This is a genomic window from Nitrospina gracilis Nb-211 (genome assembly GCF_021845525.1).
Taxonomy (GTDB): Bacteria; Nitrospinota; Nitrospinia; order Nitrospinales; family Nitrospinaceae; genus Nitrospina; species Nitrospina gracilis_A.
This window is the reverse complement of record NZ_JAKJKD010000001.1, coordinates 334,159-359,698: the sequence shown is the minus strand read 5'-3', so window position 1 is coordinate 359,698 and position 25,540 is coordinate 334,159. Positions and strand designations below refer to the sequence as shown.

The following is a 25,540-nucleotide window of genomic DNA, read 5'->3' as shown; positions in this document are numbered from 1 at the left end:
GAGTGCGGCGCAGGGGTTGGAGGGATCAGTCCAACTGCGGTTCCTTGAGGGTGTGGACGTCTTTCATCTTGCGGCTGAAGACCTTCGCCGAGCCCCACCAGGTGAGCCAGGCGACGCCCAGCACCAGGCTGATAGCAACGGTCGCCCACAACCCCACGTTGCCGGAGGCGGACGCGCCGCGCAGAAACACGAACATGCCGAGCGGCAGGGCCATGACAAAACCGAAGCAGGTCAACAGCATGGAACTGCGGGCAAAATATTTCGGACGCACGTCGATGTTGAGCTGGCTCAGGTATTTCTGGTTTTCCGGCACGGCGGCATCGAGCAGTTCGATGTTGCCCTCGCAGTTCGGGCAGAACTGGCCTCCCCAGAAAGCGTCCTTGCATTGCAGGCAGAATTTGACCATCCGTCGGTCTCCAGCGAAAATGGTACCTTATATATAACGATGCCTTATCATAAACCATCCCGGCGCCCGGGACCAAGCGGAAAGCGGCTTTTTTCATGACGGCACACCGATATGCCCTGCTCGCCCACGGCGGCGCGGGCTCCGACAACGCGAATTCCGACGGCACCGACCGCGCCTGCGAGCGCGGCCTGGAATTGATGCAAAGCGGTTCCTCGGCTCTGGATGCCGCCTGCGCCGCAGTGGAAGTGCTGGAAAACGACGGCCGCTTCAACGCGGGCGTGGGATCGCGCCGCCGCGACGACGGATCCATCCAGATGGACGCGGCGTGCATGGACGGCGCCCGGCACAAGTTCGGCGCAGTGGCGGTGGTCGAGGGATTCCAGAACCCGGTGCACATTGCCCACGCCCTGCTCGACGAACCGTATCACCTGTTGGCCGGGGACGGCGCGGCGCGGTACGCGACAGAACGCGGCTTCACCGCGCTGGATGAAAGCCGCGTACGCGGCACCGGCGCCAAGAGCTCGGACACCGTCGGTGCCGTCGCGTGGGACGGCAAACAGTTCGCCGCGGCGCTCAGCACCGGCGGGACAGGCAAAAGCTGGCGGGGACGCGTCGGCGACGTGCCCTTGATCGGATGCGGCCTGTACGCCGGTCCCAGCGGAGCCGTCGCCGCCACCGGGCACGGTGAATCGATCGCCCTCAACATGACCGCCTACCGCGCGTATCAACTGCTGGAGGCGGGCGCTCCCGCCGACACCGTCATGCAGGCGGTGTTGAGCTGGTTCGAGGCGGCGCAGGATATCGGCATCCTGGTGGTGGGCGCAAAGGACTGGGCGGGCGGCTCCAACCGCAGTATGGCCTGGTCGGGCAGGCAGGGCCTACAACAAACGGGCTGATTTCCGGCGGGCGAACGATGGCCGGTGGGCGCAGGCTACGCCTGAGGAGAATGGCTAATACGTTGAGGGCGAACGATGGCCGGTGGGCGCAATTCAAGGTGAAGTGCTTTGCAGGCCGGCGCGATTTCGGCATTGATTTTCGAGGCCAAAACCGCTTTAATACACAATTCCAACCCAAGCAAGCCGACGTAGCTCAGTTGGTAGAGCAACTGATTCGTAATCAGTAGGTCAGCGGTTCAAGTCCGCTCGTCGGCTCCATTTTTTAAATAACTTATGAAACCGTCCCACAGGCCCCTATTGATTTTGTAGACATTATGTAGACTAGTAACTTATGCAACCTTATTTATCCTTAGAATGAGCATTAAGGCCTTAGGTATAACCTTGTAAAGATTTCTGGATAAACTCAGAAAAATCGCGAGCAATTTTGGACCAAACTAGATGCGGGGAAAGGCTTTTTCTAAAATTATCCGCATTTTTATATGCCGAGCCTAAGTCCGATAAAACTTCGTTTATTGCCTTGGCCCACCTATCCGTTACTTCGTCGTCATTACCCGAAACTGACACGACACATTTCTTTCCCATCCCAGGTGGTAGCTGACCCTCAATATCCATTGTAATTAGCATCATACCGAGCCCGCTTTCATCACTAACCAAGACAGGAATTCCGGCAGAAATTGCTTCCAAACCTACCAACCCAAAACCCTCTGACCTGGAAGGCATGATTAAAATACTTGAACTTTGAAAATCTTTGAGAATTTTTCCGATTTCTTCCTCGTAAGGTAGGGGCTCAAAGTATTGCTTAATAGTTGAATCCTTAATGCCAAAACTATCAAATTTTAGATTAGGATCTAACCCACGAATCCTTAATTTAGGCTTGTAGGGCTTTCTATACAATTCCTTATCATGAACTTTCTTTAAAATATGCAAGGCATAATCCAACCCCTTCAACGTGGGGTCATCACCCATTCTTCCGATAATCAATATAATGGGTATTCTATCCCATGGATCATTGTGAGTTAAATTCATAAACTCTTTATTTAAACCAGGGCAAAGCTGGAATATTTTATTAGTATCCACATGACTTTTTAGGTTGTAACCAATCCTTGGACCTATTGGAACGACAAAGTCGGCTTTTTTACAGAGTTCCATTTGCCTTTCATCTCTTTCAATACCTTCCTTGTATTTGTCGGAATCCTCATTGTGATTTTTATAAATCTCTATTTCTTTCGGTAAAGTGTGAACAAAGTAACAAAATTTACTATCTGGGAAAAAGGTGCCAGCTATATGATTTGCACCCGGGCCTAGTTTTGGTCCATGGCCAAAAATCACCTCTGGAGACAAGCCCCCAAAATCATCTTTCTGAAACAATAAAAGTCGATTTATTCCTTCTACTCCAATATTTTTTGGCGCACCAATTAAATTCACATTGTTTGATTCAGCGTCAGCAATCTCGTCCTCTGTGGGATCTAAAACGATACAAGTGACCCCGTGCCCTAATGCAGAAAGGGAACAACATATATCCTTATTTAATCGAGAAATACCACCTTGCCTTGGAAACCATTCATCCGCAACAGCCAAAATTTTTAGAGATGAAACAGGTATGCCTTGACTTATTCTTTCTTTCTCTAGCCCTTCTTTCTGTGTTTTGGGGACTGTCAAACGATCATCTTGAGGATCATATTGCTTGTCATTTTCCATTTCCTCATAATAGGAAATGATAGATTCCTTTGTACTTATTTGCCTATACTGGGGAACCTCTCCAAATATTAAAGTTAATATTTCCTTCGGGGAAAACCAGAACCAAACATTTTTATTATGATTCTGCCTTGCTTCTTTTACGCTCCATTTTAGCCATTTTTTTTCAGGTAATTTTTGTGATATTTTTTCTAGAGCAAGTATCCCATCATATGTCCCATCATTAACCAATTTATCTATAATTGTTTTGTTCAGAGAAAGCACATTTTCTTCTGAAGTCACAAAATGGGCTTCACCGTCATTATTTTGTTTCTTTACATCCTCTTCAAATTTTTCGTCGGCCCATATGTATATGTCTGCTAATTGGTTTGAATTAATTTTTGAAACAAAGTCATAGTTACCCCACAACCGGAAGCCAGTGGAAACCATTTTCCAAATTTCTTTTGCCTTTTGATTATTTTTCTGGGCTACTTGCCAAAAAAGAGGCAAACCAATTTCAGGATTAAATTGAATTAACCTAGCCGGCCCTATAATTTTATTTTTCTCATTCTCAGAAACTGTAATCCCTTCGGCTGTTATTAACTCGTAAAATTCGGTTTTAATTTTATCGATGATCCCCAGATTTCCTTTTTCAAGAAGAATCTCAACTAAGAGCTCATATTCATTTTCACCTTTTACTCCCTTCATAACCTTACTCAATAGCACATTGGCTATTTTTTGATCATAACAATATTTAACGATCTCCTTTAATTTAGTATAGTTTTCGTTCTCTATGACGCTTTTTAATGAGGCCAGAAATTTTTCAGGCGCCTTTTTATACGCGTCCCCCGTAATTTTGGAAAATATTTCTCTCTCTTCATCATTTTTGAAGTTGGTTACAAAACCAACAATAGCTGGGGTCCAGGTTTCCCAAATAGGCTCTTTCAAACTATAATATCGGTCTTTATCTTGACCAAATAATAATCTAAATGCTCTATATCCAGCTTGAGCTGGTCGATGCACAGTATTTTTTTCAAAGCATTTCGAGAATTCAATTTCATTTTCAATTAAATAATTTTTTGCAACTTCAATTATTTTTGCTTTTTCCTTATCGCTAGATTTAATCCACCCTGAGGACTCTAAAAGGTTACTTTCAAATTCATCAAGCCCATTACCAGGCTCCTCTGAATCCAACAATGCGAGATTAAGACGCCACCAATTAAAGCTATCCTGCTCACATTCTTTTATAAGGGTATTTATTACCTGCCTTAAACTCGGTCGCTCTTCTTCTGTTGCTACATTCTTATTATGCTGGTATTCCTCTCTAAGCCACCTGGCATGCTCTGAATCTAGATTTATTACATATAGGCCTTCAAGAATTGAATTCAGTTCTTGGTTTTTCTTAGCAAGATCTATTACCTCGGGGATATCATCTGGTTTTTTGTCTCGGATTAAGTTAATTAATAATTCGATAAAATATTTTTCCTTTATGGATTCTCTTTTATTTTTAAGCTCCTCGACCAACCAAGCCCTATCTACATCAAAAACCAATTTCCATGGCCACAAATTAATCCACCCCGGGCTAATACCTTCTTCTGAAAATTTTTCCAATATTTTAATTACAAAAGCCCTGCGTATTTCCAGTTCACTTTTTTCATATAGGGGACTCAAATCGGCCAAGGGTGCAATATGGTATTTATGCTCCCTAATAATATGAACAAATACTACAGCCATCTTCTCTAAAACCCTGGGAGCTTCCACAAATTCCCATGCTCCAAATAAAACCTGTCGAATAACATTTTGAAAATCATAATCTGCCCTTTTATTTTTTATGGCATATTCAAGCCATTTCAGGCCTTCCAAAACATCTTCCTCGGCCCATTTTTCAAAATTTATTTTATGGAGAAAATACCTATATGAGCCGAGAAAATTTTTCGCTTTTGGAACTATTAAATTATTAAATAGCTCTTTCTTATTAAGATATTTAGGCCATAGACTTGTTATCAACTCCCCTTTAATTTGATCCATTGGATCATCACCTATTCCCGAAGACAAAATATCCTTTAATTCTTCTTTATATGAAGAGATATCCAGTTTCCTTATTGCTGAAATTGCCTCCTTCCTTATTAAATGGTTATCCTTTTGATTTTTTGCAATTTTTAAAATTTCCCCTCCTAATTCTTGCAATCCACATGCTTCTGCAATATTTATGGCGACTCTTCTAACAATTATCCCCCTCTGTAGGTTTTGAATATACGGCTTCAATTGCTCTGTAATTCCCGGATGAATTAATTCTTCATACCGGACTCTTTTGTCTTGCCAAAAATCGTGAATTTCCTCCTTATCAAACTTTTTTAATAGCTCATTAAGAAGTAATTCTTTAATGTCATAAGGAAGAGATGCAACGTCACTTGCCAGCAATATTTCGGGATCAATCTCAATTATGCGTTTGCAAAAGGATGACTTAAATACCGCTAACCATCTAACAACTTCTCTAGTTTGTGGAGGAATTTGAATTTTTTCGTCATTTACAAAACTGACTAAGGAAAGAATTTTTAGATCTGACAGACCATTAACGACCAAATAGTACGCAGCTAAATATTCTGCGAAAGATAGATGGCTCCATTGATAAAGGTCAGTTTTTATGCTGTAGAAAAGCTCTGTATTTAATACCTCTCTAACAGCCGCCTCATTTACAACAATCTCTTTATTTAAATAAACTTCTTTTCCCCCACATATTTCAGAAATAGCCAAACTCTTATCTGGAAAATTTTCTGAATATAACCCAGCCCAGATATAATTTCGGTTTGATAAAATGGTTAAAGTAGCAATCCTACCAGCAATAAGATTCCTTTCTTCCACATCCAGCAATCCGGTTTTCCCTATTTTTCTTCTTGTCCCGCTGGATTCTTCAAGTGCAGCCAAAATACCTCTTTTAAATAATTCGGCCTGCCCACTTGGCAATTCTTCTCTATTCCTAAAAATTCTTAATAACATTTGAAGAGTTATAGGTCTCCGAGCAAACCCATGCAATCTAAACACTTCAATTATTTCTTCATACTTATCTTTTTGTTCTTTGAAATTTGAGGCAATTGCGCTCTTAATTTCATAATCATTTAAAGGCAGCAAATAAAATTGCCTTACCTCCCTTTCTCCAAGCATTCCTTTTAATTTTTGCTCAAATTCCTTCGGCCACTCTTCACTTCTACAGCTAATTCTTATATAAATTTTTTGGGCCTTACTTTTTTCCCTTACTTCCTTTATATTTTTTATTTTTCTAATTATGGCTGATGTAAGCTCATTTATATCTATGCGACTTTCATCAAGCCCATCAAAAAACAAATAAACTTCATTAGAAGGATCATTAATTTTTTCAATTTCATATTCTTCTTTGAAAATTTCATTTAGGGTATCTTTAGAGGATATCTGATTAATTGGAATGAATACGGTAATCTTGCCCTCCCCCTCTCTTTTTATTTGTTCCTCTTTTAACAAAACCGTCTTTCCGATTCCTGGGGGGCCCAAAATCACAGCACATTCATAATCGTCTAAAGAATCAATAGTAGTTGCTTTTATTTCTTTTAAATATTCACTGGAATTAAGCTTATCTTCATCTATTGAAGTAATTTCTGGGTTTTCTGGCATTAACGTTCTTTTCAATTTAATTTTGATTTTATTCATGAGCTTCATTTTCCAGTTATTAATTAAAATCAAATTCGTACCATTTTGGTACAAAAGTGCGGTATTACCAATACCGCACTTATTTATTTTGGAATCAGATTTTGCCTTCTAAGAGGGGCTCACCAAAGGGAATCATTGATTCCCTTCTCCGCCCCCCCCGGCCGGGGTGAGGGGGCGGCTCCGAAGGGAATCAATCAGCCCTCCTCTAATATTATTCATTCTAATCTTGCCGGCCCTTCGGGCCGACCACTGAATAAATAAACTTAGTTGGGGAATAATATCTAATTTTAGAACTCAGGATTTTCTTTATTACCCCCCCCCCCCATAAAAAGTTATTAATCTATTTTAGGTAAATAAAGAAGGCCACTTTCTATTGCCCACTTTGGAACCCTAATAAATTCCTGATCCAAAATATTTCGGATAGGAATTAAGTCCTTATCTGGATTATTTCTGGGGATTCCAATATCAACACCATGCTTTAATATTTCCCTCCTATAACGGTAAAAGGTATTTTTGGCTAAAACAGCTTTCAAATCCGTTCCACTTTTCCAAGCTTCAAATACCACTTGAAGTCTAGGTTTTAAAAATCTGTATTTTTCACCTGTTAACCTAAATTGATCAGCTAGATCCAACTTCTTTAAAAAAGACCTTAATAGGATGTTTGGCGTTTTAATATTCCAGGCACCTGCATAATCCAATTCTAATTCCTCTAATTTTGGCCTTCTTAATACCAACTCATATCTGAGTTTATTTTTTGAAAATCTAATCAACTTTTCATTATTTGGTAAATCTGGGGAAATCCTGTGGCCTCTAGCCATTATTTCCTCTCCTTTACAATAGAATTTCAGTGAATACCTTCGAGAATGTTTCCCAAAGTATAGGGTCCCGCCGGTTGTTATGGGACGTCCATGCCGACTTTTCGATTGAAACTGAGCCGCGCTAAGCCAGCTCGTTACATCCTCCATGCAACGAAATTCCCACATATCGGCACAATCTACTCTCGTCACCCTATATAATCCGCCTCTCCAAGAATCCAGATCCTTTTCACATGGTTTAAATTCCCAAATATCTGAAAGACGTATCAGAACCGAATAGACCAAACCCACCAGGTCATTGGATCCAAACAAATTGTGACCTTGTAACCATTTAATTGGGTTCCCATCTACTTTGATATGCATTCCGGATGAAATAGGGTAGCTACTTATCCTGATATTTGAATCATACGAGCCGGGTATGGTTTTACCGATTTCCCTGGACCATTCCACTTTTCCGTCAACGTTGATTCGGCAAATGTGCCCATCATTCAATCTGGAAATATTCAAATTTGAACAGGGAATGATTGCCGTCACCCAATCGATCATTTTGGAACCTGAAAGAAAGGGTGATTTAATTGTCGCTAGTTGATTTTCTTATGCAGGACTTTACGTATGCCTCTAAGGCGGACAACTCATATCGGACCGCCCGCGAGCCAATACGAACGAAGGGGATTTTTGCGCCTGCCCAACGATCCCTCTCAAGAAAGGCTTCACTGACACCGAGGAACTTTGCTGCCTGTTTGGTAGTTAAGAGGTTATTGTCCATTTTGTTCTCCAAGTAAAAGTTATTAACTGGAAAACAATTTATAGACTTGGATATTTATTGAATAGAGCGCCTGCATGCAGACGTACTATTTTGGTAGAAATTAGATATCCTTCTGCATGCACAAGGTGGGAAATGTTACTTTTTTATACAGGCCTTAAATGCAGCTAAATCGGCGGGGTTTTCTGTCCTATGAATCATTCGATGACAATTTGAACAAAGAACTGCAAAATCTTTTCTAGGGTCTCGATCTACGATTTTTCCCTTCAATTGGGAAATTGGGGTTAAATGATGGGCCTCAATATACTTTTCCCCTAATTCACCGTAATATTTTTTAAAATCAAAGCCACAGGCCTGGCAAATATAACCGTGAATTTTTTTTGCTTTTTTAGTAAGCCTAGAAGGCCTCTCTATCCCCCAGTGGAATTTGAATTTAGTTAAATCTTCCTTCTCCAATCCAATATAAATGTCATCATTTTGGAATCGCTCCTCCCCTTGGGCTTGATTTTGAATTAAAGCTTCATAATGCTTCAAAATATTAATGAGGTCCTTTTCAAATTGCTCATTAGAAGGCAGATAATTCTTTGGATAGTATTTTGCAAAAATATTCCCTTTTTCATAAAAAGCCGCAAGGTCTCCTGAGTTTTTAATTGTGAGATCTATAGCAATTTCTGGAAAAGTATTTGGATTTGAACCGATTTGAGCTCGAAAATCCTTTGCTTTTATTTCTAATACTTCTTTTGGGTTTTTCTTATATTTTTCCCTAATTTCCGTAACACCCTGGTTTAAGGATAAATAGACCCCGGACATATCTCCTTTAAATAGATAAACTGGGTAAAACCCTTTATGAGCTGTCTCCGTTATCAGGGTGTCTAAAATAACCACTCCAGGACAGCGTGACCATCTCCCTTGGCCTGCCAACCCCTTAATTAAATAAGGTTCTGTATTTGAAATTAATCCTCCGATTGCAAGGGGAAATTCTTTTCGAATAAATTTAGCCAAGGGATGCTTGGGAAAGGGCTCTTCTTTTGCGTCTAAATAATTATTTAAAACCTCCTCGATGCATTCTCGTAAATTCATAATCAATTCTTCTTTATATCTTTAATAGAATTAACCAAAAACCTTTCAACATTGTCTTCGCTTAAACACCCCTTTTTATATTCCGATAACTCTTTATAAAAATTTCGTGCTGCAGCAGCTTTAGTCAAATGCAGATTTTCTAAATAAAACTCTCTAAAATCTTCCTTTATTTCATTGGTTATCTCATGACGTTTTATTGCCGCTTCTTGATTTCTTAAACTAATTTGTTTTTTAGCCCCTTTTTCCACAAGGACCTTTAATTTTTCTTGGTTATTAAATATTTCTGCAAAAGAAACTGCCTCCATTGCATTTAAGAGAAAATGATTAAAACAATAATATTTGTTTATCTCAGGGTCTTCATCCCCAATTTGCGAGGCATGCATTGGGTTCTTTAATTCCTTTATCAACACCTCGATAATCGCCAGGGCCATAATTGCAAAATACTCAGCGTAAATTGCATTAGGGAATTCAGTTTGATTGCTAATGTCATACTTGCCAATTTCATTCAATAGCATCATTGCCGGCGAATAATAGGCCGATGTATTCGTTTCATCGTTTCCAATTTCTATTTTTACCGATTTTGCAGGAATCTCCCTATCTTTTGTTGAGGGTGATTTAGTAGAAACAAATTCAATTGGGTCATTATTAATATCAGCCATTTCCATGATCCAATTGACCGTCTTAATTGCATAATCCAATTCTTTTCTTTTTCTACCCTTTAATATTGATCTTGCCTTATTAGCAATATATTCCAGATTTCTTTTTTCAAATTCAGGCAATTCCCCTTCAATGGGGTCGAATTCTGAAAAAGGCTGAAAATAATATTCCATAATTTAAGAAATGAATTAATCAATTAAGCTTTAAAACGAGATTAATTATATATTTTCTTAAATTTTAAGGAAAGGATGGCGTGCTCACGGTTGTTCAAAGAACTGCATACGGGAGGCAGGCTTGGGGCCTGGTTGGGAAGGGGAATAGGTGGGATTTTGTTTGAAGGGGCCTGAGGAATCTAATAAAAATTGTGAAATCTCTTCCATCGGTTTTCGGAGGCGTTCGATATCTGAAATGATATAACCGGCCGTCACATCATCCCTCAGTTTATGATTGGCCAGTCTTTTGATGGTATAAGGCGAAATATTGAGGCTTTCCGCAACCGTGATAAAAGTACGCCTGAGATCATGAAGGACAAAATCTGCCTTGAACTCCTTTATCACATGGGCAATTTGGCGCTTGGGTTCGATCAGGTACCCCTCCCCTTCCTTTCCCGGAAAAACGTATTCGTTGATTCTTTCTTCAAACCGGGAATGAAGCAAATCTCTCAGGAAACCAGAAAGAGGCAAAGTAAGAGGAATTGAGTTTTTAGGGTCTTGAATCAATACCGATCGATCCTTAAAATCCACATTCTCCCAAAGGATCTTGGCCGCTTCCTGGCGCCTGAGGCCTGTGAAGAGCAGGAAGATCAAATAATCCCCCACCGTTCTTGAGAAATAAGATTTTTCCGGACCTCTCAAAGTATCCACCGCCTGGAACCATGCCGGCAACTGGTGAGATTTTAGAACCGTGCGCCTCCGTTCCAATCGATACCAAGCCCGAGTTCGGGTGAGAACGCAGACCGGATTCTCCAAGAGAATGGAATGGCCGTTTTCACTGTCGTAGTGGGCCATAGCAAAATTGAGGACGGACCTTAAAAACCGCATGGAGAGGTTGGCATAGGCTGGCCCCCGCTTATCCCCCAGGGCTCGGTGTTTTTCGGCCACCATCGATTTGGAAATCTCCACCAGGGGCTTTTGGGCCCAATCCTCAAAGGCCACCTCCATAAGCCGCTCATAATCGTAAAGGGTTCGGGGCTTGAGGTTCTTTCGGGCTTTTAAGAATTGCTTGTAGGCTTGTTTTAAAGTGGTGCTGTGCAGACGACGCTGGCGACTCTCGGCTTGGGGATCGATCCCCTGAGCCACCTTCCCCAGGTATTGCAGGGCCATCTTGCGGGCCTGCTCCACGGTCAACTCTCCAAAGCGGCCCAGGGTTTTCCGTTTGACCTTGCCGTTGACCCGTTTTTCTATAATGAAGGCTTTGGAGCCGGAGGCGGTGGCGCGAAGGCCAAACCCCTTAAGGAAAGTGTCACGCAGGAAGGCTTGGCCGCTTTCTGGAATAGGGAACGCATCGACCGTGGACTTGGTGATTTTGACCTTCTGATTGCCGGGTTTTGTAGACCCCATGTAGACACCTCGTTTAAAACTCCTGACAGGGAGCTTAAAACAGGGTCAGCCGGGAAATCAAGTAAAATAGGGGTTTTCAAAGGGTTATCCAACAATTTCAAAAAATATCAAACTGCCTAAAAGGGCACAAAAACGGATTCGTAATCAGTAGGTCAGCGGTTCAAGTCCGCTCGTCGGCTCCATTTTCCTATCCGCTTAAATAATTCCGCTTCGGAAAAACCAGCTCTGGGCCCATACCATGGCTGGCGAATGCATCGACCACTGCCTGCTGGTTTCCCCCTGCCCCGCTTCATCTCAGAGGCAACAGACTCATCCTGCTCGGGGCCCCGGGAAAAGAATGCCTCAACGCCGGATGGTTTCAAGGTTTAATAACGGGACGACGGGGGAGTCGTCGTATATATCGAACAGGGCGTTGATGTGATCGCGCAGTTCCCTCTCTATGACGGTGGCCCGCCTTCGAGACGCTTTTGGAATCACGAGAATGTAAGTCAGCTCGCTGACAACGGGCAATTGAGGACCACCCCCCGATCCGGTATTGATCCGGTGGCGCTGGTGGTTGATCCGCACCCATCTGGTGATCTGCCGTTTCATGCGCGCGATTTTCATGAACAGGTCGCGGCCGCTCATCACCGATTTCACTTCGATGGCGTGCTCCGGGCTGAACAGGAAATCCTGAAGCTTCAACGGCCGTCCGGCGGCGTTCAGGCCCAGCGGCGACACGTAGCGAATTCGTTCCCCGAAACGTCTGAGTGTTTTCAACTCACCCAGAACGCCGTTGATGTTTCTCCACCGCGGCTTGCGCTGGGGCGACCGCGCCGCCAGTCCGCTCCACAAATCGTGCAGGATGCGCAAGCGATCGTTGGCTTCCAGTGTCATCGGATTGCCGGCGAAATCCAGCGGACGCAGGTCCTGCACCAGGCGGCGGGCGTGATCGCAGTCCTGCAGGACTTCAATCAGCTCCTTGGTGATTTTGCCGTCGGGACAGAAGTTTTTGATCAGCTTCACCGCGCGGTGGGGGCCGGAAGCCGCGGTGAAAGCCATGAGCCCGCGCAAAGCGGTGGGACTGATTTTGGGAGCCGCATCCTCCATAAACCGTGACAGGAATCCCATGGATTGACCGAGGATGATGTTTGCCCGAAGACGCTGGTTGGGGCCGCGCAGATGAATGTTCCACTTCATGGCGCTGGAAGACCCGGCCACATCCGAGTCGTAAACGGTTTCCAGCATACGCAGGAGTTTTTCATCGCGCACATTGGTGGTGCCCCGCAGGCGGCGGAAGAACCCGCACAACTCCTGAATATGCTCCGCACTGAAGATCGCGGGATTGAACATCTTTGCCAGGATTTCAATGCGCGTGGTGACGGTGCGGAGGGCATCGTTGATGGCCGGGGTGGCGCCTGCCAACGCCAGCGCGGCGGGTGTGGTGTTGAAGTCCGGCGGCCCCGGATACGGCACACCCTGGAAGTGCCCCATGATTTCGTTCAGGTGGTTGTCCATGCCCTCAAAGAAAAACTCGATGAAATCCTCGCCGAGCAATCGCTTCAACCCCGACAGCTCGTTGATGGTGACACCCACCTGCACGGCCTGACCGATGCGGATGCCGTGCATCTCCACCAGCAGTTTCCGTGCGTAGTAGCCAATGTAGCGGGCCACGCGCATGCTCTCCGGTGTCGCCAGGCGGCGCGCCAGGGACATGAGTTGTTTGATCACCGCCACCACCGCATTCGGCGCGGCCGCCGCCCCGGCGGTGAAGAACTGCGCGACGTCCAGTCCCAGTCCCAGAACCGAAAGCCAGAACACCTTCCAGTCCGGCTCCCGTCCGCCCGGCACGCAGTAGGCCAGGTTCTTGATGATGTCGCGCAAATCCCCCCAGCCCAGCATGCCCGCACCGAAATCCCCGGCGAACCCGACAACGGTCCGGCTTTCTCCGAACAACACGCCGTTGGCCAGATCCGACACGTAATGAAACACGCGCACCGCCTCCGGACTCAACGCGGCGATGTCCGCCGATTCCCAATCCGTTGAATCGCAGTAACCGAAGGTCATCTTGCCCCACGGCGCGATGGGGTTGTTGTGAAACTCGTAATCGGTTTGCGGCGTCTGGCGATCGACCTGGTAGCGTTGCACGCTTCCATCGAAGTGGGTGACGACCCACGGCGTGCGCATGCCGTCCTGCCGCACGAAGTTCAACGTGTCCGATTGCAGGTAACTGTATTTGAACTCGTGCAACCAGCATGCGCCGCGGTCGGGAATGCCCACGGACATGTGGTACACGGGGCCCGGAAGAAAGTTGAAGCCGCTGATCTCCCGGACATAGGTCTGGGCACCCGCACCGCGGCCAAAGGTCATCCGCACGTAGGTTTTGTTTTCCTGCATGTTCGGCTCGACCTGCACCTTGACCGCAATCCACTGGCGGGTGGGTACGGATTTGACAAACCGGCGCATGCGGGCGCGGCCCAGCCCCCGGCACCCTTCCGCTTCGAACTCCACTTTCACGTGGGTGATGACCTGATCGTTGTCAACAAAGGACAATTTCAAGAATCCTTTTTCCGGTAACCGGTCGCCGTTGGCACGACTGCCTTCGATCTTGATGCATTCGCAGATACAACGCGGATCGCCGCGGAGAATGATCGAAAACTCGAACCCGGGAGACGCAGGCATGGACGCTCCATAGCGGTACGCACCCAGAGCCGTCCCCATGTGGGTGCCGACCACACCGGGGGTCACCCGAAGCGCGGCGGTATCGGTTCCCAACGGCGGCGCCAGCCGGGTGGACAGACTGGTGTGGCCATAAATGCCGGGGGTCAGCCCCTGGGTTTCCAGGGTCGAGGTGAACGGCAACTGCGGGTCCGCCGGAGCGAGGTTGTTGAAGCTCGGATTCGGGTTGCTGTCAGCCGTTCCCGAAAGGGAAAAGTGGACGATGTTCTTCACCTGCAGGCGTTGCCGCAACTCGATCAATCCGGTTTTGTTGGCCGCGCCGTGCACTTCGACGGGATCGTTGGCACCGGGGGCCGTGACCGGCGTGCCGAGGACGTCCGCCGGCCGCGCCACCCACTGGAAGGTTCTCTGCTCGACGAAGGGCATGCCGGCGAACAACAGGCGCAACCTGCGTTCGATGGAACGGACGCTGTCGTAATCGACTTCAAACATCGCCGCCCCGCCGCCCACGGCCACATGCAGATTGGCGCGTCCCCAGGCGTCGAACTTGAGGATGTTGCGCGATCCGTCGGCGTTGTAGCAGACGGGAGTGAGCGTGATGCGCGCCCGGCCCTGGCCGTTGAGCTCCACCACCGCGTTGGGCCCGAACTTGTTGTTCTTGTCCTGAACGGAACCATCGGAAACGCGCAGGTGCACTTCCGTCCCGGCGGGCAGGTTCACCTGCTGTCCCTGTTGATCCAGATAAACGCGGACGTCGATGGAGAACCGTTCGTTGCTGGTGAGGGAAGTGATGCCGCGCGGACGCAGGTCGGACTCTCCATGGATGGGAATCAATTCGAATTGAGCGGCGGCGAGTTTGTCGCCGAGAAAAAATACCTTGTTGCCGATGGTGAACTTGATGAGGGATTTCAGAACGGACTGGCCTGAGTCGGTCCCTTCTCCCGGCTCGTACTGGAAGTGGGCGGTGCCGTGTTCGTTGATCTCGGCCTCGTCGCGCGCACCGGCGCGGCTTCCCAGACCCAGGGAGCCGTCGCCAAACAGGTCGGCATTGATCGGCGTGCCCACGGGCAGGAGGTTGCCGAACCGGTCGTGGACCCGCAGGGAAATGCCGAGACGCTCGATGCGGTCCGGCGCATCGGCCTTGAACCGCGACCAATCCATGGCGAACTTGCCCCAGGAGTTGGCGGCACTGTTGGCGGCGGGATCGTTGTAAACGTCGCGGCCGTTGCTGGTAAACTCGTGGATCTCCACCCACTCGTTACTGCGGGGCCGCCCCGGATATTGCAGGCGCGCCTCCACCTTGTCCGCTTCCCCCGGACGCAGCTGGATGTCGTCGATGGTACGGGTGAGATTCAGTCGCGATACATCAATCGGACCGTTGGATCCGTAATAGCTGATGCTTTCGACCGTCCCTTCCACGCGAATCCGTTCCGAAGGATCCCTTCCCAGGGAATATTGCGTGGAGAAGGCGTCATTTTCACGGTGAGGTCCCGCCGCGCCGCGTCCTCTCCAGTTGATGACGGGACGGAACACGAACTGCGTCCAGCGGGTATGACGTCCCCCTTCCAGTTTGAAATCAACATGGCCGGACACATCCAGCACCCGTTGATCGAGGGACAGGACCGGGGCCGTGTCCTGCTCCGTGGCGTGCGGGTCTTCATCGCCCAACGCGTCGCTGGACAATTCGAAGCCCACTTCCACCGCCTGGAAGCGGAACGTTCCCATCGCCAGCGGATTTTCATGGTCGGTGATGGCGCGCGCGGCAATCACGTATTCACCGGGCTTGAAGGCGCGCACGCGGGCTTTCTCCTGTTTCGATCCATACGGATCGATGACGATGCCGCCGAGCTTCGGACCGTAAATCACCTCCCAGGCAAAACGACGGACGTCCCCGGCGCCGTCGCCGGTGACGGCGGCCTCGAACTCGTGTTCCAGGTTGCGCACTCCCTGCGGCTCTCCGGTATCCGGGTTTCTTTCATAAGAGAGAAAACAATACGGCTCGCCGGTGACGGAAACCCGGAACAGGGGAATCTCAAACGGGCAGTCCGGATACGCCGCGTTCAAATGAGGATCGTGGTCCACCTCGTTTTCCAGGCGGAACACGTGATCTTTCACGCGACCGGGAGGCGATTGTTGGCTGTCCGGCCAGAACCCGTAACGGGACAATACACAGAATGCTTCTGGGTCGATGGAAACCAATTCGCCACCGTTGTTGCTGAGCACGAAGGGAACGTTCTCGACGGTCCCCGTTTCCGCGGGCGGCGCGGTGCAGTCGATGGCCGTGAGACGGTAACGGGCCGTGTCCGGGAGCACCGCCGGCAACGGACGAGATTCGCCCGCAGTCCAGAACGCGGCGAACGAGTCCATTAAATTCCGCACACCGGTTTCCTTATCATTGCGGATGGGGTCCAGTGCGGTTTCCAACTCCTGGTGGAGCGTGTTCAGCGTGGCTTCGTCGAACTGCGAACCGGTCTGCATGTAATCCTCCACCCGGTCGAGCCACTGCTGTTTTTCCTGCTCCATGCGGTGGTCGATGTCGTCGAGCAGGGACCAGTAGTCGCTCGGATAACGCACGGTGCCGGTGAGGATCTGGATCGCCTGCGCACCCGTGTGACCGGTGACTGACAGTTGCAGGGTATGACTGCGGATTCCTTTCAGTGTCACCTCGAACAGAAACGCACCATCGGCCGCAAGCTCGATTTCATCCTCGGCAAACTCCAAGCCGGAAGTGCCTTCAATTCTCAGGATCAGCTTTTCCACACCGAGAGGATCGACCACCTGGCCCGAAACGGTGAACCGGCCCTCAAAGTTTGCCAGACTGGTTCCCTGGATGTTGCTGAGAAGTCCCAGCTCGTCTTCACTGCCGGAGACCACAGGGGTGTGCAATACGATGGAAGGAGGATGGCCCAGAATACCCACGCTCTCCACCGATTCGAGTGTGCCGAGAGCGACACCGGGTTCCGGCACCGAAAGCGTGTCCTGGTCCGAACACTTCTTCTTGCCCGTATCCAATGTGACCTTGACCGTCGGGCATCCCGGCTTGACGGCACGGTAAGTGATCTTTTCCGTACCCTGCCCCGTCAGAATCCGCAGTTCGGATCCGACGGTCCAGTTCAGAGCGCCGGCGCCCTTTTTGATTTCCGCCTCCGCCGAGCCTTCTTCACCCAGGCACAGGTAGTCTTCATTCAAAGTCAGCTCGACCTTGCACTGATGGTCGTCGGGCGGAGGCTTGTCCGTGTAGATATAGTCTTCGTAATCCAGATAGTCCGGGTAAATCGGCTCGTAAACGGGATCGTAAACCGGGTCGTACACCGGATCGAACGGCGGGTAAACCGGATCGCCTGTTTCCGGGTACACCGGATCGATGGGAAACAGCGGAATGCCCTGCGGCGGTGGCACCTGCGTGCCGAGATCGCCGCGTTCACGCAGATTCGGGAAAAAACGTTTTTTGCCGGCCGGTTTGTTTTTCAGCACCCGCTCATAAATGGCGACGTGCTCCAGCGTCTTGTTGAGGACGTTGAAGTGTTCCAGCGCAAACTCCCGGTTCAGTTTGCGAAGCGACGCGATTCTCTCCGGTTCATTGAGCACCGGGTGCAGGTCGCGCACGATGGCGTCGGCGATGGCATGCCGTCCGGAAACCTCGGGCAGTATCGAAAAGTCCAGCGTCTTCTGCCCGGCGAGCGTGCGCAGTGTGGGTGGATGCACCAGGCCGTGGTAGGCGCGGCCGAGGATCAGGCCGATGGCGCCCGTCGCCATGCCTTCGCGCAGGGACTGGCCAATGCCCGCGATGAACGTCAATCTCTGCATGGGGGGCCGGGGATCCATGAACCAGCCGAGGTACTTGACATGGCGCGGGATCAACGGCCGCGGACCGGACCCGATCAGCACCATCTCCAGGTTCAAACGTTTCGCCGCCTCGGCCAGCGCCAGAAATCCCGGCAGACGCGAGGGATCGACACGGCCCACGTAACCGAGCCGCACAGCCGAAGACGGTTTCACGGCCCGGTAATGATCGAGGTCCACACCCAGACGGATGACGTGCAGCTTGTCCGCGTCGATGCTGGTGATCGAGTTCGCCGTGGTCGGTCCCGGAGCCAATATCGCATCCGCCGCCTCCAGCAATTTGCGGTAGGGAAGCTGGTCGAGCCCCACGCCGTGGGCGGTGAGCACAAAGCCCGCGTTCGCCGCTTTCGCAATTTTTTTGGCGAGACTCCAGGTGGTGGAGGAATGCGCGTGCACAATGTCCGGTTTGAAGCGGCGGATCTGGGACACCAGCTGATCGAACCGGTTTGCGATGAAAACCGGAACCCCCGCCTGGTGCGCCGCGCGGAAGATATGGGAATACCGGGGGAAGGAGATGGGAGACAAGTAAGCCACCAGCGGCTCATGACCCAGCTTCCGCAGGGAGGCGGCGAGGGTGTCGACAAACGTTGTCTGCCCGCCGGGATAAAACCGGTTCAAAAGCAAAATTCGCATGGCTGACTTTCAAACTAGAGTAGCAGAAAGACTCTGGGAGGAATCAAAAGGTAAAAAACCCTTCCGAATACGGGCACCGAATGACCGCCCCCCTCCATTCGACCATGCGTGCCGTCACGCCATTATTTTAGCTTTAATATTGCATATCCGAAGAAGGCCCAATCCTACCACAATTTTCGGTTTTTGAACGATTCAAGGGGGGAATCCTTAGCGGCTCATGGGCACCCGCATAGGGGGAAAATTTTAAATACCTGAATTCGATGCCCTTAATCCATGCCCCCGGCTCGACGCTCATCCTTCTCCGGGCCCGCACATTTCCCGAAATCGTCCGTTCCGTTGCCCCGATCCTCCACGCCCTTCAAAAATAGTGGCTCCCGCCGGGCACAGTTCCTATTTTCATACATATGATGAACGCATTCGCAAAGGAGGGCATCATGGCCGACACCACACACCCCACTCCGCAAACCCAATCCCCGCGCCCGCCGGGCAGGAAAAAATTCTTCCGCTACCTCACGTACAAGGAACCGCGCTGGTTCCACATTTTCATCCACACGGGATTCCTCTTCGCCATCGCCATCGCGCTCATCATCATCGGCATCGCCTTGTGGATGAACCCCGAAATGGCGCACTGATTCCCGCGCGCTTCTCCCTACGGCAAACGCGCACGCCGTCATTCGAAAATCGTGAAGGCGTACTGCAACTGCACGCGGTGATCGGCGAAGCGTTCGTCGGCGCGGTCGGCGGTGATGACACCGAAGCGGTAGCGGACGGAAAATCCTTTCAGCATTTCCTGGAAGCAGTACAGGATATCGAAGTTCGTCTCGGCGGAATCCGCGCCGCCCACTTCTTCCGGCAGGTCGTAATGCGCGTGGCTGAGCTTCACCATCACCTGCTCGCCGTAACGGTAGATGGCGGTCCGCCTTCACCGCCCAGCCGGCCTGCACGGTGGGCTTCACGGTGAGGCCCCGCATCATGCTGTTGGTGAACAGCGCGTCGGTGGAAAAGTTATACGGCGACAAAAAGCTTCCGCTCCGGAACGCGGCCGCGCTCGGCGGGGTGGCACAACATCCCCACCGGGCGCGGGGGATTGTCTGCATGAGGTGCGTGGGCAGGGAATGGCGGACAGGGCTTTTAAATTTCGCAGGTTGAGATATACTTAGCGGAGAACTTGCAGACGGAAGTTTCTGATCTTTCCTGAAATCCAGCCAAGCATGCCGGTGTAGCTCAGTTGGTAGAGCAACTGATTTGTAATCAGTGGGTCGGGGGTTCGAGTCCTCTCACCGGCTTCATATTTTATTGACTAGCACTCCTGCTCCTAATTTTTAGGGCTATATAAGAATTGAAATACAACAAAAAAACATATGTCTTTCTGGCGATCATAGGATTTCTTGCGGTTTCTATTTCATGGCTAATTCCCACGACGGACCTAATGAAAGGCATTATTGCAAGTCCCGTAGCTGGCTCTTTATTCGCAGCCTTATATCAAATATTCCGAGACCAAGCCGCATTTGAAAAACAAAAATATTTTGAACTGCGAAAACGGGTATTTGATATCGGCGCAACGTCTCATATGGCCAACACACTTTTTGATAAACACGTCATTTTTTGTGAGAAGTACATTGAAGAGCTTTACAAAACTCTTTTAACTCTTTTCAAAAAGGACCAACAAAAGAAGCTGTCGACCATGCGAACCAATTAACTTTACTCAGGCAAGAATATGCAGCATGGCTATCAAATGATATTACTTCTGAGTTGGAGCTATTCGAATCGGCATTAAGGAAATTTGGCGCTGAAGCTGGCTTTGTCGAAGATACACTTGGCGTACCTGAATATAATAAAGATAGACAAGAAACCATAAAGAGAAACTATGAGATGGTTAGCAAGTTATTGGGAAGAGTAGATAAAAAAGAAGTTGATGAAACCTATGCAATAGAATCAGTGATAGAAAAAGTTAAAAAGATATTAGGTATTGAGGAACTTACAAAAATAAGAAAATTCTTAATAGAAGAAGCCACAAAAGTACTAGAAGGATAAACTGCTACTGAAAATGAAGCTCCCCTTTCATATAAGGATCATTGAAGCGCCGTCCCCTCTTTCCTGATTTTTCACCCACTTTCCATTCCCGCCGAACACTCTAATTGCAGAAATCCCACCCACGTGCCGCATGGTTCCCGGATTTCGTTTTCTAAAATCGATCGTCCTCCTTTCCAAAAAATGCCCGTCCCCTTTAAGGGCCGGTGCTGGGCCTAGCAGGAAACTCTGTCCAAGGTCGGCGGCTGATTTCGACATTTCTCCGAACATACCCCAAACACCCCCTTGAAACTCACTCTTATTAAAGGGGTTGTGCTTTTTTCATAACTCCTTTTTCTCGTGGGAGGCAATCCTATGGCGCTTGTGGTTCGGGTGCCGCTCCTCCGCGGAGCGGAGGTGCTGCAACACCTGAAAAGCGCCCATCCCACAGGCCCTTTAATTTGGTTGACTTATGAAATCCATTTCATGTATCGTATTTCTTCTATAGGTAGATCGAATTCATTCTATTAATGGAATCGCCGGTGGGACCCTGGAAACATGGCGGGGTCCTGATGGGGTTGTGGTGGAAGAGGACAGAAAAACAGTGACTCCGTCGTGGACGTTTTTGACGAACCATGCGCACGTTCTGTTGTGCCTGGCCAAAAACCCGTCTGAACGGATACGGGAAATTGCGGTGGAAGTGGGCATCACGGAGCGCGCCGTGCAACGCATCATCGCAGAGCTGGAGGCGGACGGCTACCTGAAGCACCAACGGGATGGCAGGAGAAACGTGTACCAGGTTTTCAGCCGCAAGCCGCTCAGGCATTCCATTGAAAAACATCGACAGGTGCATGACTTGATCCGGATGATCAACAAGTGACGGAACGCACATCGGAAACCCTGCTTGGACTAACTTGACAAGGCTGAAAGAATGGGTCGCTCTCTATGAGTACTGTTTCAGTGAAGCCCCTTTCCCCGGAAGATCGCGACCGGGTTCGGCAAATTGTGCTGGACGCCTGCGAGCCCATTGCGCCGTTCTGGCCCATGCGGACCATGGTCGCGCAGAATCCCCTGCACGGATTGGAATACCTTCCGTTTGATGAGGCGGTTCGAAAAGGCAAGGACCTGCTTGGCGGGAATGGGTATCTCGCCAATGAGGAGTACCGCCGGTTTTACCGCAACGGCCGCATCACCAGAGAAAGCTTCGAGCGCGCGTTCTTAAGGACCGGGCCTCGCCCGGATGAGCCCGCTTCCATAAAAGTTGGAAGCCGAATCATCACCGCCGAAGAGGTCTGGCAACTGCACGTGCTTTTCGGCTTCGAGGAACTGCCTCTCCCGCTCCTGGAATGGGAGCTGAGCGGAGGCCGCGCGACAAAACGGTTCCGGCAGGACCTGCCCGAAGCATCCCGCCAACGCATCATCGAGCAGACCAGCAAGCAAGGTGATCCGGGCCGAAGGCATCCGGAAGAAGCCTACCTGACGGATTTATGGAAGAGCGCATTATCCGCCCTGGAGCTGTTTGATTGGCATGCGCCCTCTCACGTCTCCGAGGAGGCGCATTCGCAAACCGGCGCGCCCGTTTCCCTGCCGCCTCAGCGCACCCTCAGCGATTGGGTGGACAGCTTGACCGGGGGCGAGCTGGTCGAGCAAATCAACAACCAACTCATCAAATGGGTGACGGCGTTTCTCGATGAAGGCCTGGCCGGCTGGGAAATGCCCGGCCGGGAAGAAGGTTTCTACCAGGCATGGCGGAACCTGGCGCCGGAGGATTTTTCGGCGCGCCTGCTCGGGATTGACGACTTTTCCGAAAAAGTTCAAAACCTCCCCGAAGCTCCCGAGGACGCGATCCTCGCCTGCCTGCACCGGCTCGAAGTTCCCCGGGAACGATGGAAGGACTATCTCTCCCGGCAACTGTCCTCATTGCCGGGCTGGACGCGGTACATACGGTGGCTTGGGGAACACCCGGCCTACCATGCGCAACGCGAACATCCCATCGACACCACACAATACCTGGCCGTGCGTTTGTTCTATGAAGTGGAGTTGAGCCGCATCAAGTGCCAGGAGGAATGGGGCATCGATGGAACGGTTTCCGCCCTGACGGCATACTGGAATGATCGACCTGAAGAATATGACCAGCGAGCTGGACATGGAGAGCCATCCGGCAATTCCATCAAAGAGATGGCATGCCGGCATGCCTGGCGATTGTTTCATTTGGCACAGTTTCTTGAGCTGTCCCCCGGAGACGTTCATGATCTGCCGCTTGCCGATGCCCGGCGGTTGTTGCAGTGGTTGGATGAATTTCCGGCCGATCGGCATGGGCGGGTCTGGATTGAGGCATACGAAGATTCCTTTCGCGAGAGGTTGCTGAGAAAAATTTCAGCGCATCTCGGAACGGTTCCGGAATCGGACACACGCCCCCGCGCACAACTCGTCTTTTGTATTGACGTCCGTTCGGAATCGTTTCGCCGCCACATTGAAGCCCAGGGCCCTTATGAAACGTTTGGGTTTGCAGGTTTCTTTGGCATCCCCATCAGTCATCAGCCTTTTGATTGCGATCAGCGCGCCTCTTTATGCCCGGTGTTATTGACTCCCAGCCATGCGGTGATGGAAACCCCGCGGCCGGAAGGAAGCGCGGCGTTGGAAAATTATTCTTCCGGCTCCCGCTGGTGGCAACTGGGCGATCATCTTTTTCACGATATGAAGCAGAATCCCATTGGATCGATGATGGTGATCGATGCACTGGGATTCTTTTTCAGCCTGGGGCTGGTGGGCAAGACCCTTCTGAAAAAAACATTTCGGCGAATGACCTCTGCCGTTGAAAGCTGGTTGACGCAACGGGTTCCGACCCGGATCTCGATTTCCAAACCATCCGACCCTCAGCACACAAGGATAGGAGAAGTGATTGCGGAAGCGGTTCCGGACGGGCTGGCTCCTGGCTTTTCTCTTTCGGAGCGGGCGGGGTTCATCGAAAACAGTTTGCGCGCCATGGGGCTCACCAAAAATTTTGCGCGGCTGGTGTGCCTTTGCGGGCATGGCAGTGAGACGGACAACAATCCCTATTACGGCGCGCTGGATTGCGGGGCCTGCGGGGGCAAACCGGGTGATGCCAATGCGCGGGTTTTTGCCGCGATGGCGAATGAACCGGAAGTTCGCCGCATTCTGAGGGAACGGGGTTTGCCGATTCCCGATGACACCTGGTTTCTTCCCGGAAAACACAACACGACGACGGATCGGGTTGAATTTTACGACCTGGAAGAATTGCCCGATTCGCATCAGGAAGATTTGCGGGCGTTGCAGAAGGATCTCGAGAAAGCGGGTGCGATGCAGGCGCTTGAACGATGCCGCCGCATTCCCAAAGCTCCGACGGAAATTTCTCCGGAGCGGGCTTTTGCGCATGTCGATGAACGCAGTTGCGACTGGGCCAACACCCGGCCGGAATGGGGATTGGCGGGCAATGCCGCGTTTCTCATTGGAAGACGAAAACTGACCCAGGGGTTGGATTTGGGCGGCCGGGTTTTCCTGCATTCTTACGATCCCATTGCGGATCCTCAAGGCGCCATTCTCGAAAAAATCATGACCGCCCCATTGATCGTCGGCGAGTGGATCAATACGGGCTATTACTTTTCCGCGGTGGATCCATGGAAGCATGGAAGCGGAAGCAAGGTGTTGCACAATGTCGTCGGGGGTGTCGGGATCATGCTGGGAAGCCAGAGTGATCTGCAAATGGGATTCCCCCTGCAAACGGTCAATAACGGGAGCAATCACTACCACGAACCGATGCGGCTTTTGGCCATCATCGAGCAGACACCGGACGTGATCTCATCGATCATCCAGAAACATTCTATCCTCCAGCAGTTGCTACACAATCAGTGGCTGAATCTTGTAGCCCTGGACCCGCACCGGCTTGAGTTTCATCGATACAACCCGACTGCGACATGGGAAAGAATCGTGTTTCATGATTAGACATCAATTGAAGATGGGCGTCTGGACTGCGGCAGGAATGCAGATGCTACATGCTGAATCTCTGGTTGGTTTTTCACAGCAAAAACCCGAATGGACTGATATTCATCGGACAAACCCGTATCGGATAGTTTCATGATAATTCGACCCAGGCCCATATCATCTGGATTCCTGTTCTTTAAAACCATGGCGCTCTTTGCGTTTTGGATTTTGCTGTCTGCCAGCTTTGACTGGATTCATCTTGGCTTGGGGCTGGCCCTTTCCTTCGCCGTAGCCTGGATCAATGCGGGCCACTCCCCCTTTGTTCCGAAATTCCGCATATGGCACCGAATCCTTCTGTACCTGCCATGGCTTTTTTACAAAATCTTTCAGAGCAGTCTTCACTTGTCCAAGCTCATTCTTCACCCCGCGCTTCCCATTTCACCCCGTTTGATTTATGTGGAATCAAACCTTCGTCACCACGGCGCGGTGGTTCTCCTTGGCAATTCCATAACATTAACCCCTGGAACCATTACCGTAGAGGTGGATCGCAACAACCTCATTGTGCACGCGGTGGACGAGGTTTCAGGCGAAGATGTTACAAGCAAGCTGATCGAATCAAGAATTGCGGATATTTTCAAAGACGAAAAACCGGATTTATGAAAATTTTTCTTTTCAGTGTTTTGGTGTTGCTGGCCGTTCTCATTGGCGCGTATCTGTACCGTGTCCTGCAGGGGCCCACAATTTTCGATCGCGTGCTGGGTCTCAATGGCATTTCCACCAAGGCAATCATTTTGCTTATTGTCATTGGAATGTATTTTGAACGAGTCGATATGTTCATCGACATCTCGACCGGATACGCCCTGCTGAATTTAGTCGGCGCGCTTGCCGTGGCCAAATATCTGGAACAACGGGGGCATCATTAG

17 protein-coding genes and 3 tRNA genes are annotated in these 25,540 nt (G+C 49.8%); 11 read left to right on the top strand and 9 right to left on the bottom strand.

The features are described from left to right. Nucleotides 1-25: 25 nt before the first annotated feature. A complete protein-coding gene (locus J2S31_RS01760; RefSeq protein ID WP_237097328.1) occupies nucleotides 26-406 on the bottom strand; it encodes a hypothetical protein in 381 nt (126 codons plus the stop codon). A gap of 95 nt (nucleotides 407-501) precedes the next feature. Between J2S31_RS01760 and J2S31_RS01755 the strand changes: the two genes are divergently transcribed. Both J2S31_RS01755 and J2S31_RS01750 read left to right on the top strand, forming a co-directional pair. Further along, nucleotides 502-1,302 (top strand): isoaspartyl peptidase/L-asparaginase, encoded by an 801-nt coding sequence (locus J2S31_RS01755; protein ID WP_237097327.1) that lies wholly within the window; start codon nucleotides 502-504, stop codon nucleotides 1,300-1,302. Between the two features lie 182 nt (nucleotides 1,303-1,484). Then, nucleotides 1,485-1,560: transfer RNA gene (locus J2S31_RS01750), tRNA-Thr, on the top strand. 111 nt (nucleotides 1,561-1,671) lie between these two features. Here J2S31_RS01750 and J2S31_RS01745 read toward each other — a convergent pair. The 6 genes from J2S31_RS01745 to J2S31_RS01720 all read right to left on the bottom strand — a co-directional run bounded on the left by J2S31_RS01745 (nucleotide 1,672) and on the right by J2S31_RS01720 (nucleotide 11,531). Further along, on the bottom strand, nucleotides 1,672-6,657 hold the full coding sequence (locus J2S31_RS01745) for a glycosyltransferase (protein ID WP_237097326.1): 4,986 nt from the start codon (nucleotides 6,655-6,657) through the stop codon (nucleotides 1,672-1,674). A 335-nt stretch (nucleotides 6,658-6,992) separates the two neighbouring features. Then, nucleotides 6,993-8,018, bottom strand: coding sequence for a phage/plasmid replication protein, II/X family (locus J2S31_RS01740; protein WP_237097325.1), 1,026 nt, complete (start codon nucleotides 8,016-8,018; stop codon nucleotides 6,993-6,995). A 25-nt stretch (nucleotides 8,019-8,043) separates the two neighbouring features. Continuing rightward, on the bottom strand, nucleotides 8,044-8,238 hold the full coding sequence (locus J2S31_RS01735) for a helix-turn-helix transcriptional regulator (RefSeq protein WP_237097324.1): 195 nt from the start codon (nucleotides 8,236-8,238) through the stop codon (nucleotides 8,044-8,046). Nucleotides 8,239-8,373: 135 nt separating this feature from the next. Next, nucleotides 8,374-9,315: an MrcB family domain-containing protein gene (locus J2S31_RS01730; protein ID WP_237097323.1), complete on the bottom strand. Its 942-nt coding sequence runs from the start codon at nucleotides 9,313-9,315 to the stop codon at nucleotides 8,374-8,376. Nucleotides 9,316-9,317: 2 nt separating this feature from the next. After that, nucleotides 9,318-10,145 carry a hypothetical protein gene (locus J2S31_RS01725; protein ID WP_237097322.1) on the bottom strand — a complete coding sequence of 276 codons (828 nt, stop codon included), beginning with the start codon at nucleotides 10,143-10,145 and terminating at the stop codon, nucleotides 9,318-9,320. 84 nt (nucleotides 10,146-10,229) lie between these two features. Next, nucleotides 10,230-11,531, bottom strand: a complete 1,302-nt coding sequence (locus J2S31_RS01720; RefSeq protein ID WP_237097321.1) for a tyrosine-type recombinase/integrase — start codon at nucleotides 11,529-11,531, stop codon at nucleotides 10,230-10,232. A gap of 114 nt (nucleotides 11,532-11,645) precedes the next feature. On the opposite strand from J2S31_RS01720, the gene J2S31_RS01715 reads away from it, so the two are divergent. Continuing rightward, nucleotides 11,646-11,713: transfer RNA gene (locus J2S31_RS01715), tRNA-Leu, on the top strand. Between the two features lie 160 nt (nucleotides 11,714-11,873). On the opposite strand, the gene J2S31_RS01710 is transcribed toward J2S31_RS01715, so the two are convergent. Next, nucleotides 11,874-18,665 (bottom strand): glycosyltransferase family 4 protein, encoded by a 6,792-nt coding sequence (locus J2S31_RS01710; RefSeq protein WP_237097320.1) that lies wholly within the window; start codon nucleotides 18,663-18,665, stop codon nucleotides 11,874-11,876. A 434-nt stretch (nucleotides 18,666-19,099) separates the two neighbouring features. Here J2S31_RS01710 and J2S31_RS01705 point away from each other — a divergent pair, with 434 nt between their 5' ends. Continuing rightward, the gene (locus J2S31_RS01705; protein WP_237097319.1) at nucleotides 19,100-19,297 is read left to right on the top strand and encodes a hypothetical protein; all 198 of its coding nucleotides are present in this window, start codon (nucleotides 19,100-19,102) and stop codon (nucleotides 19,295-19,297) included. A gap of 38 nt (nucleotides 19,298-19,335) precedes the next feature. Here the strand turns inward: J2S31_RS01705 and J2S31_RS01700 are convergent, their stop codons facing one another. Beyond that, nucleotides 19,336-19,551 (bottom strand): hypothetical protein, encoded by a 216-nt coding sequence (locus tag J2S31_RS01700; RefSeq protein WP_237097318.1) that lies wholly within the window; start codon nucleotides 19,549-19,551, stop codon nucleotides 19,336-19,338. A 327-nt stretch (nucleotides 19,552-19,878) separates the two neighbouring features. Between J2S31_RS01700 and J2S31_RS01695 the strand changes: the two genes are divergently transcribed. From J2S31_RS01695 to J2S31_RS01665, 7 genes are all read left to right on the top strand, one after another. Next, a tRNA-Thr gene (locus J2S31_RS01695) sits at nucleotides 19,879-19,951 on the top strand. A 53-nt stretch (nucleotides 19,952-20,004) separates the two neighbouring features. Beyond that, on the top strand, nucleotides 20,005-20,364 hold the full coding sequence (locus J2S31_RS01690; RefSeq protein ID WP_237097317.1) for a hypothetical protein: 360 nt from the start codon (nucleotides 20,005-20,007) through the stop codon (nucleotides 20,362-20,364). 53 nt (nucleotides 20,365-20,417) lie between these two features. Beyond that, nucleotides 20,418-20,699: a hypothetical protein gene (locus tag J2S31_RS01685; protein ID WP_237097316.1), complete on the top strand. Its 282-nt coding sequence runs from the start codon at nucleotides 20,418-20,420 to the stop codon at nucleotides 20,697-20,699. Between the two features lie 580 nt (nucleotides 20,700-21,279). Then, nucleotides 21,280-21,555, top strand: coding sequence for a helix-turn-helix transcriptional regulator (locus J2S31_RS01680; protein ID WP_237097315.1), 276 nt, complete (start codon nucleotides 21,280-21,282; stop codon nucleotides 21,553-21,555). A gap of 65 nt (nucleotides 21,556-21,620) precedes the next feature. Next, on the top strand, nucleotides 21,621-24,638 hold the full coding sequence (locus J2S31_RS01675) for a DUF2309 domain-containing protein (protein WP_237097314.1): 3,018 nt from the start codon (nucleotides 21,621-21,623) through the stop codon (nucleotides 24,636-24,638). 132 nt (nucleotides 24,639-24,770) lie between these two features. Then, nucleotides 24,771-25,277 carry a Na+/H+ antiporter subunit E gene (locus J2S31_RS01670; protein WP_237097313.1) on the top strand — a complete coding sequence of 169 codons (507 nt, stop codon included), beginning with the start codon at nucleotides 24,771-24,773 and terminating at the stop codon, nucleotides 25,275-25,277. Then, entirely contained in the window at nucleotides 25,274-25,540 is a 267-nt protein-coding gene (locus J2S31_RS01665; protein WP_237097312.1) for a monovalent cation/H+ antiporter complex subunit F, read from the top strand. The genes J2S31_RS01670 and J2S31_RS01665 overlap by 4 nt, the downstream gene beginning before the upstream one ends.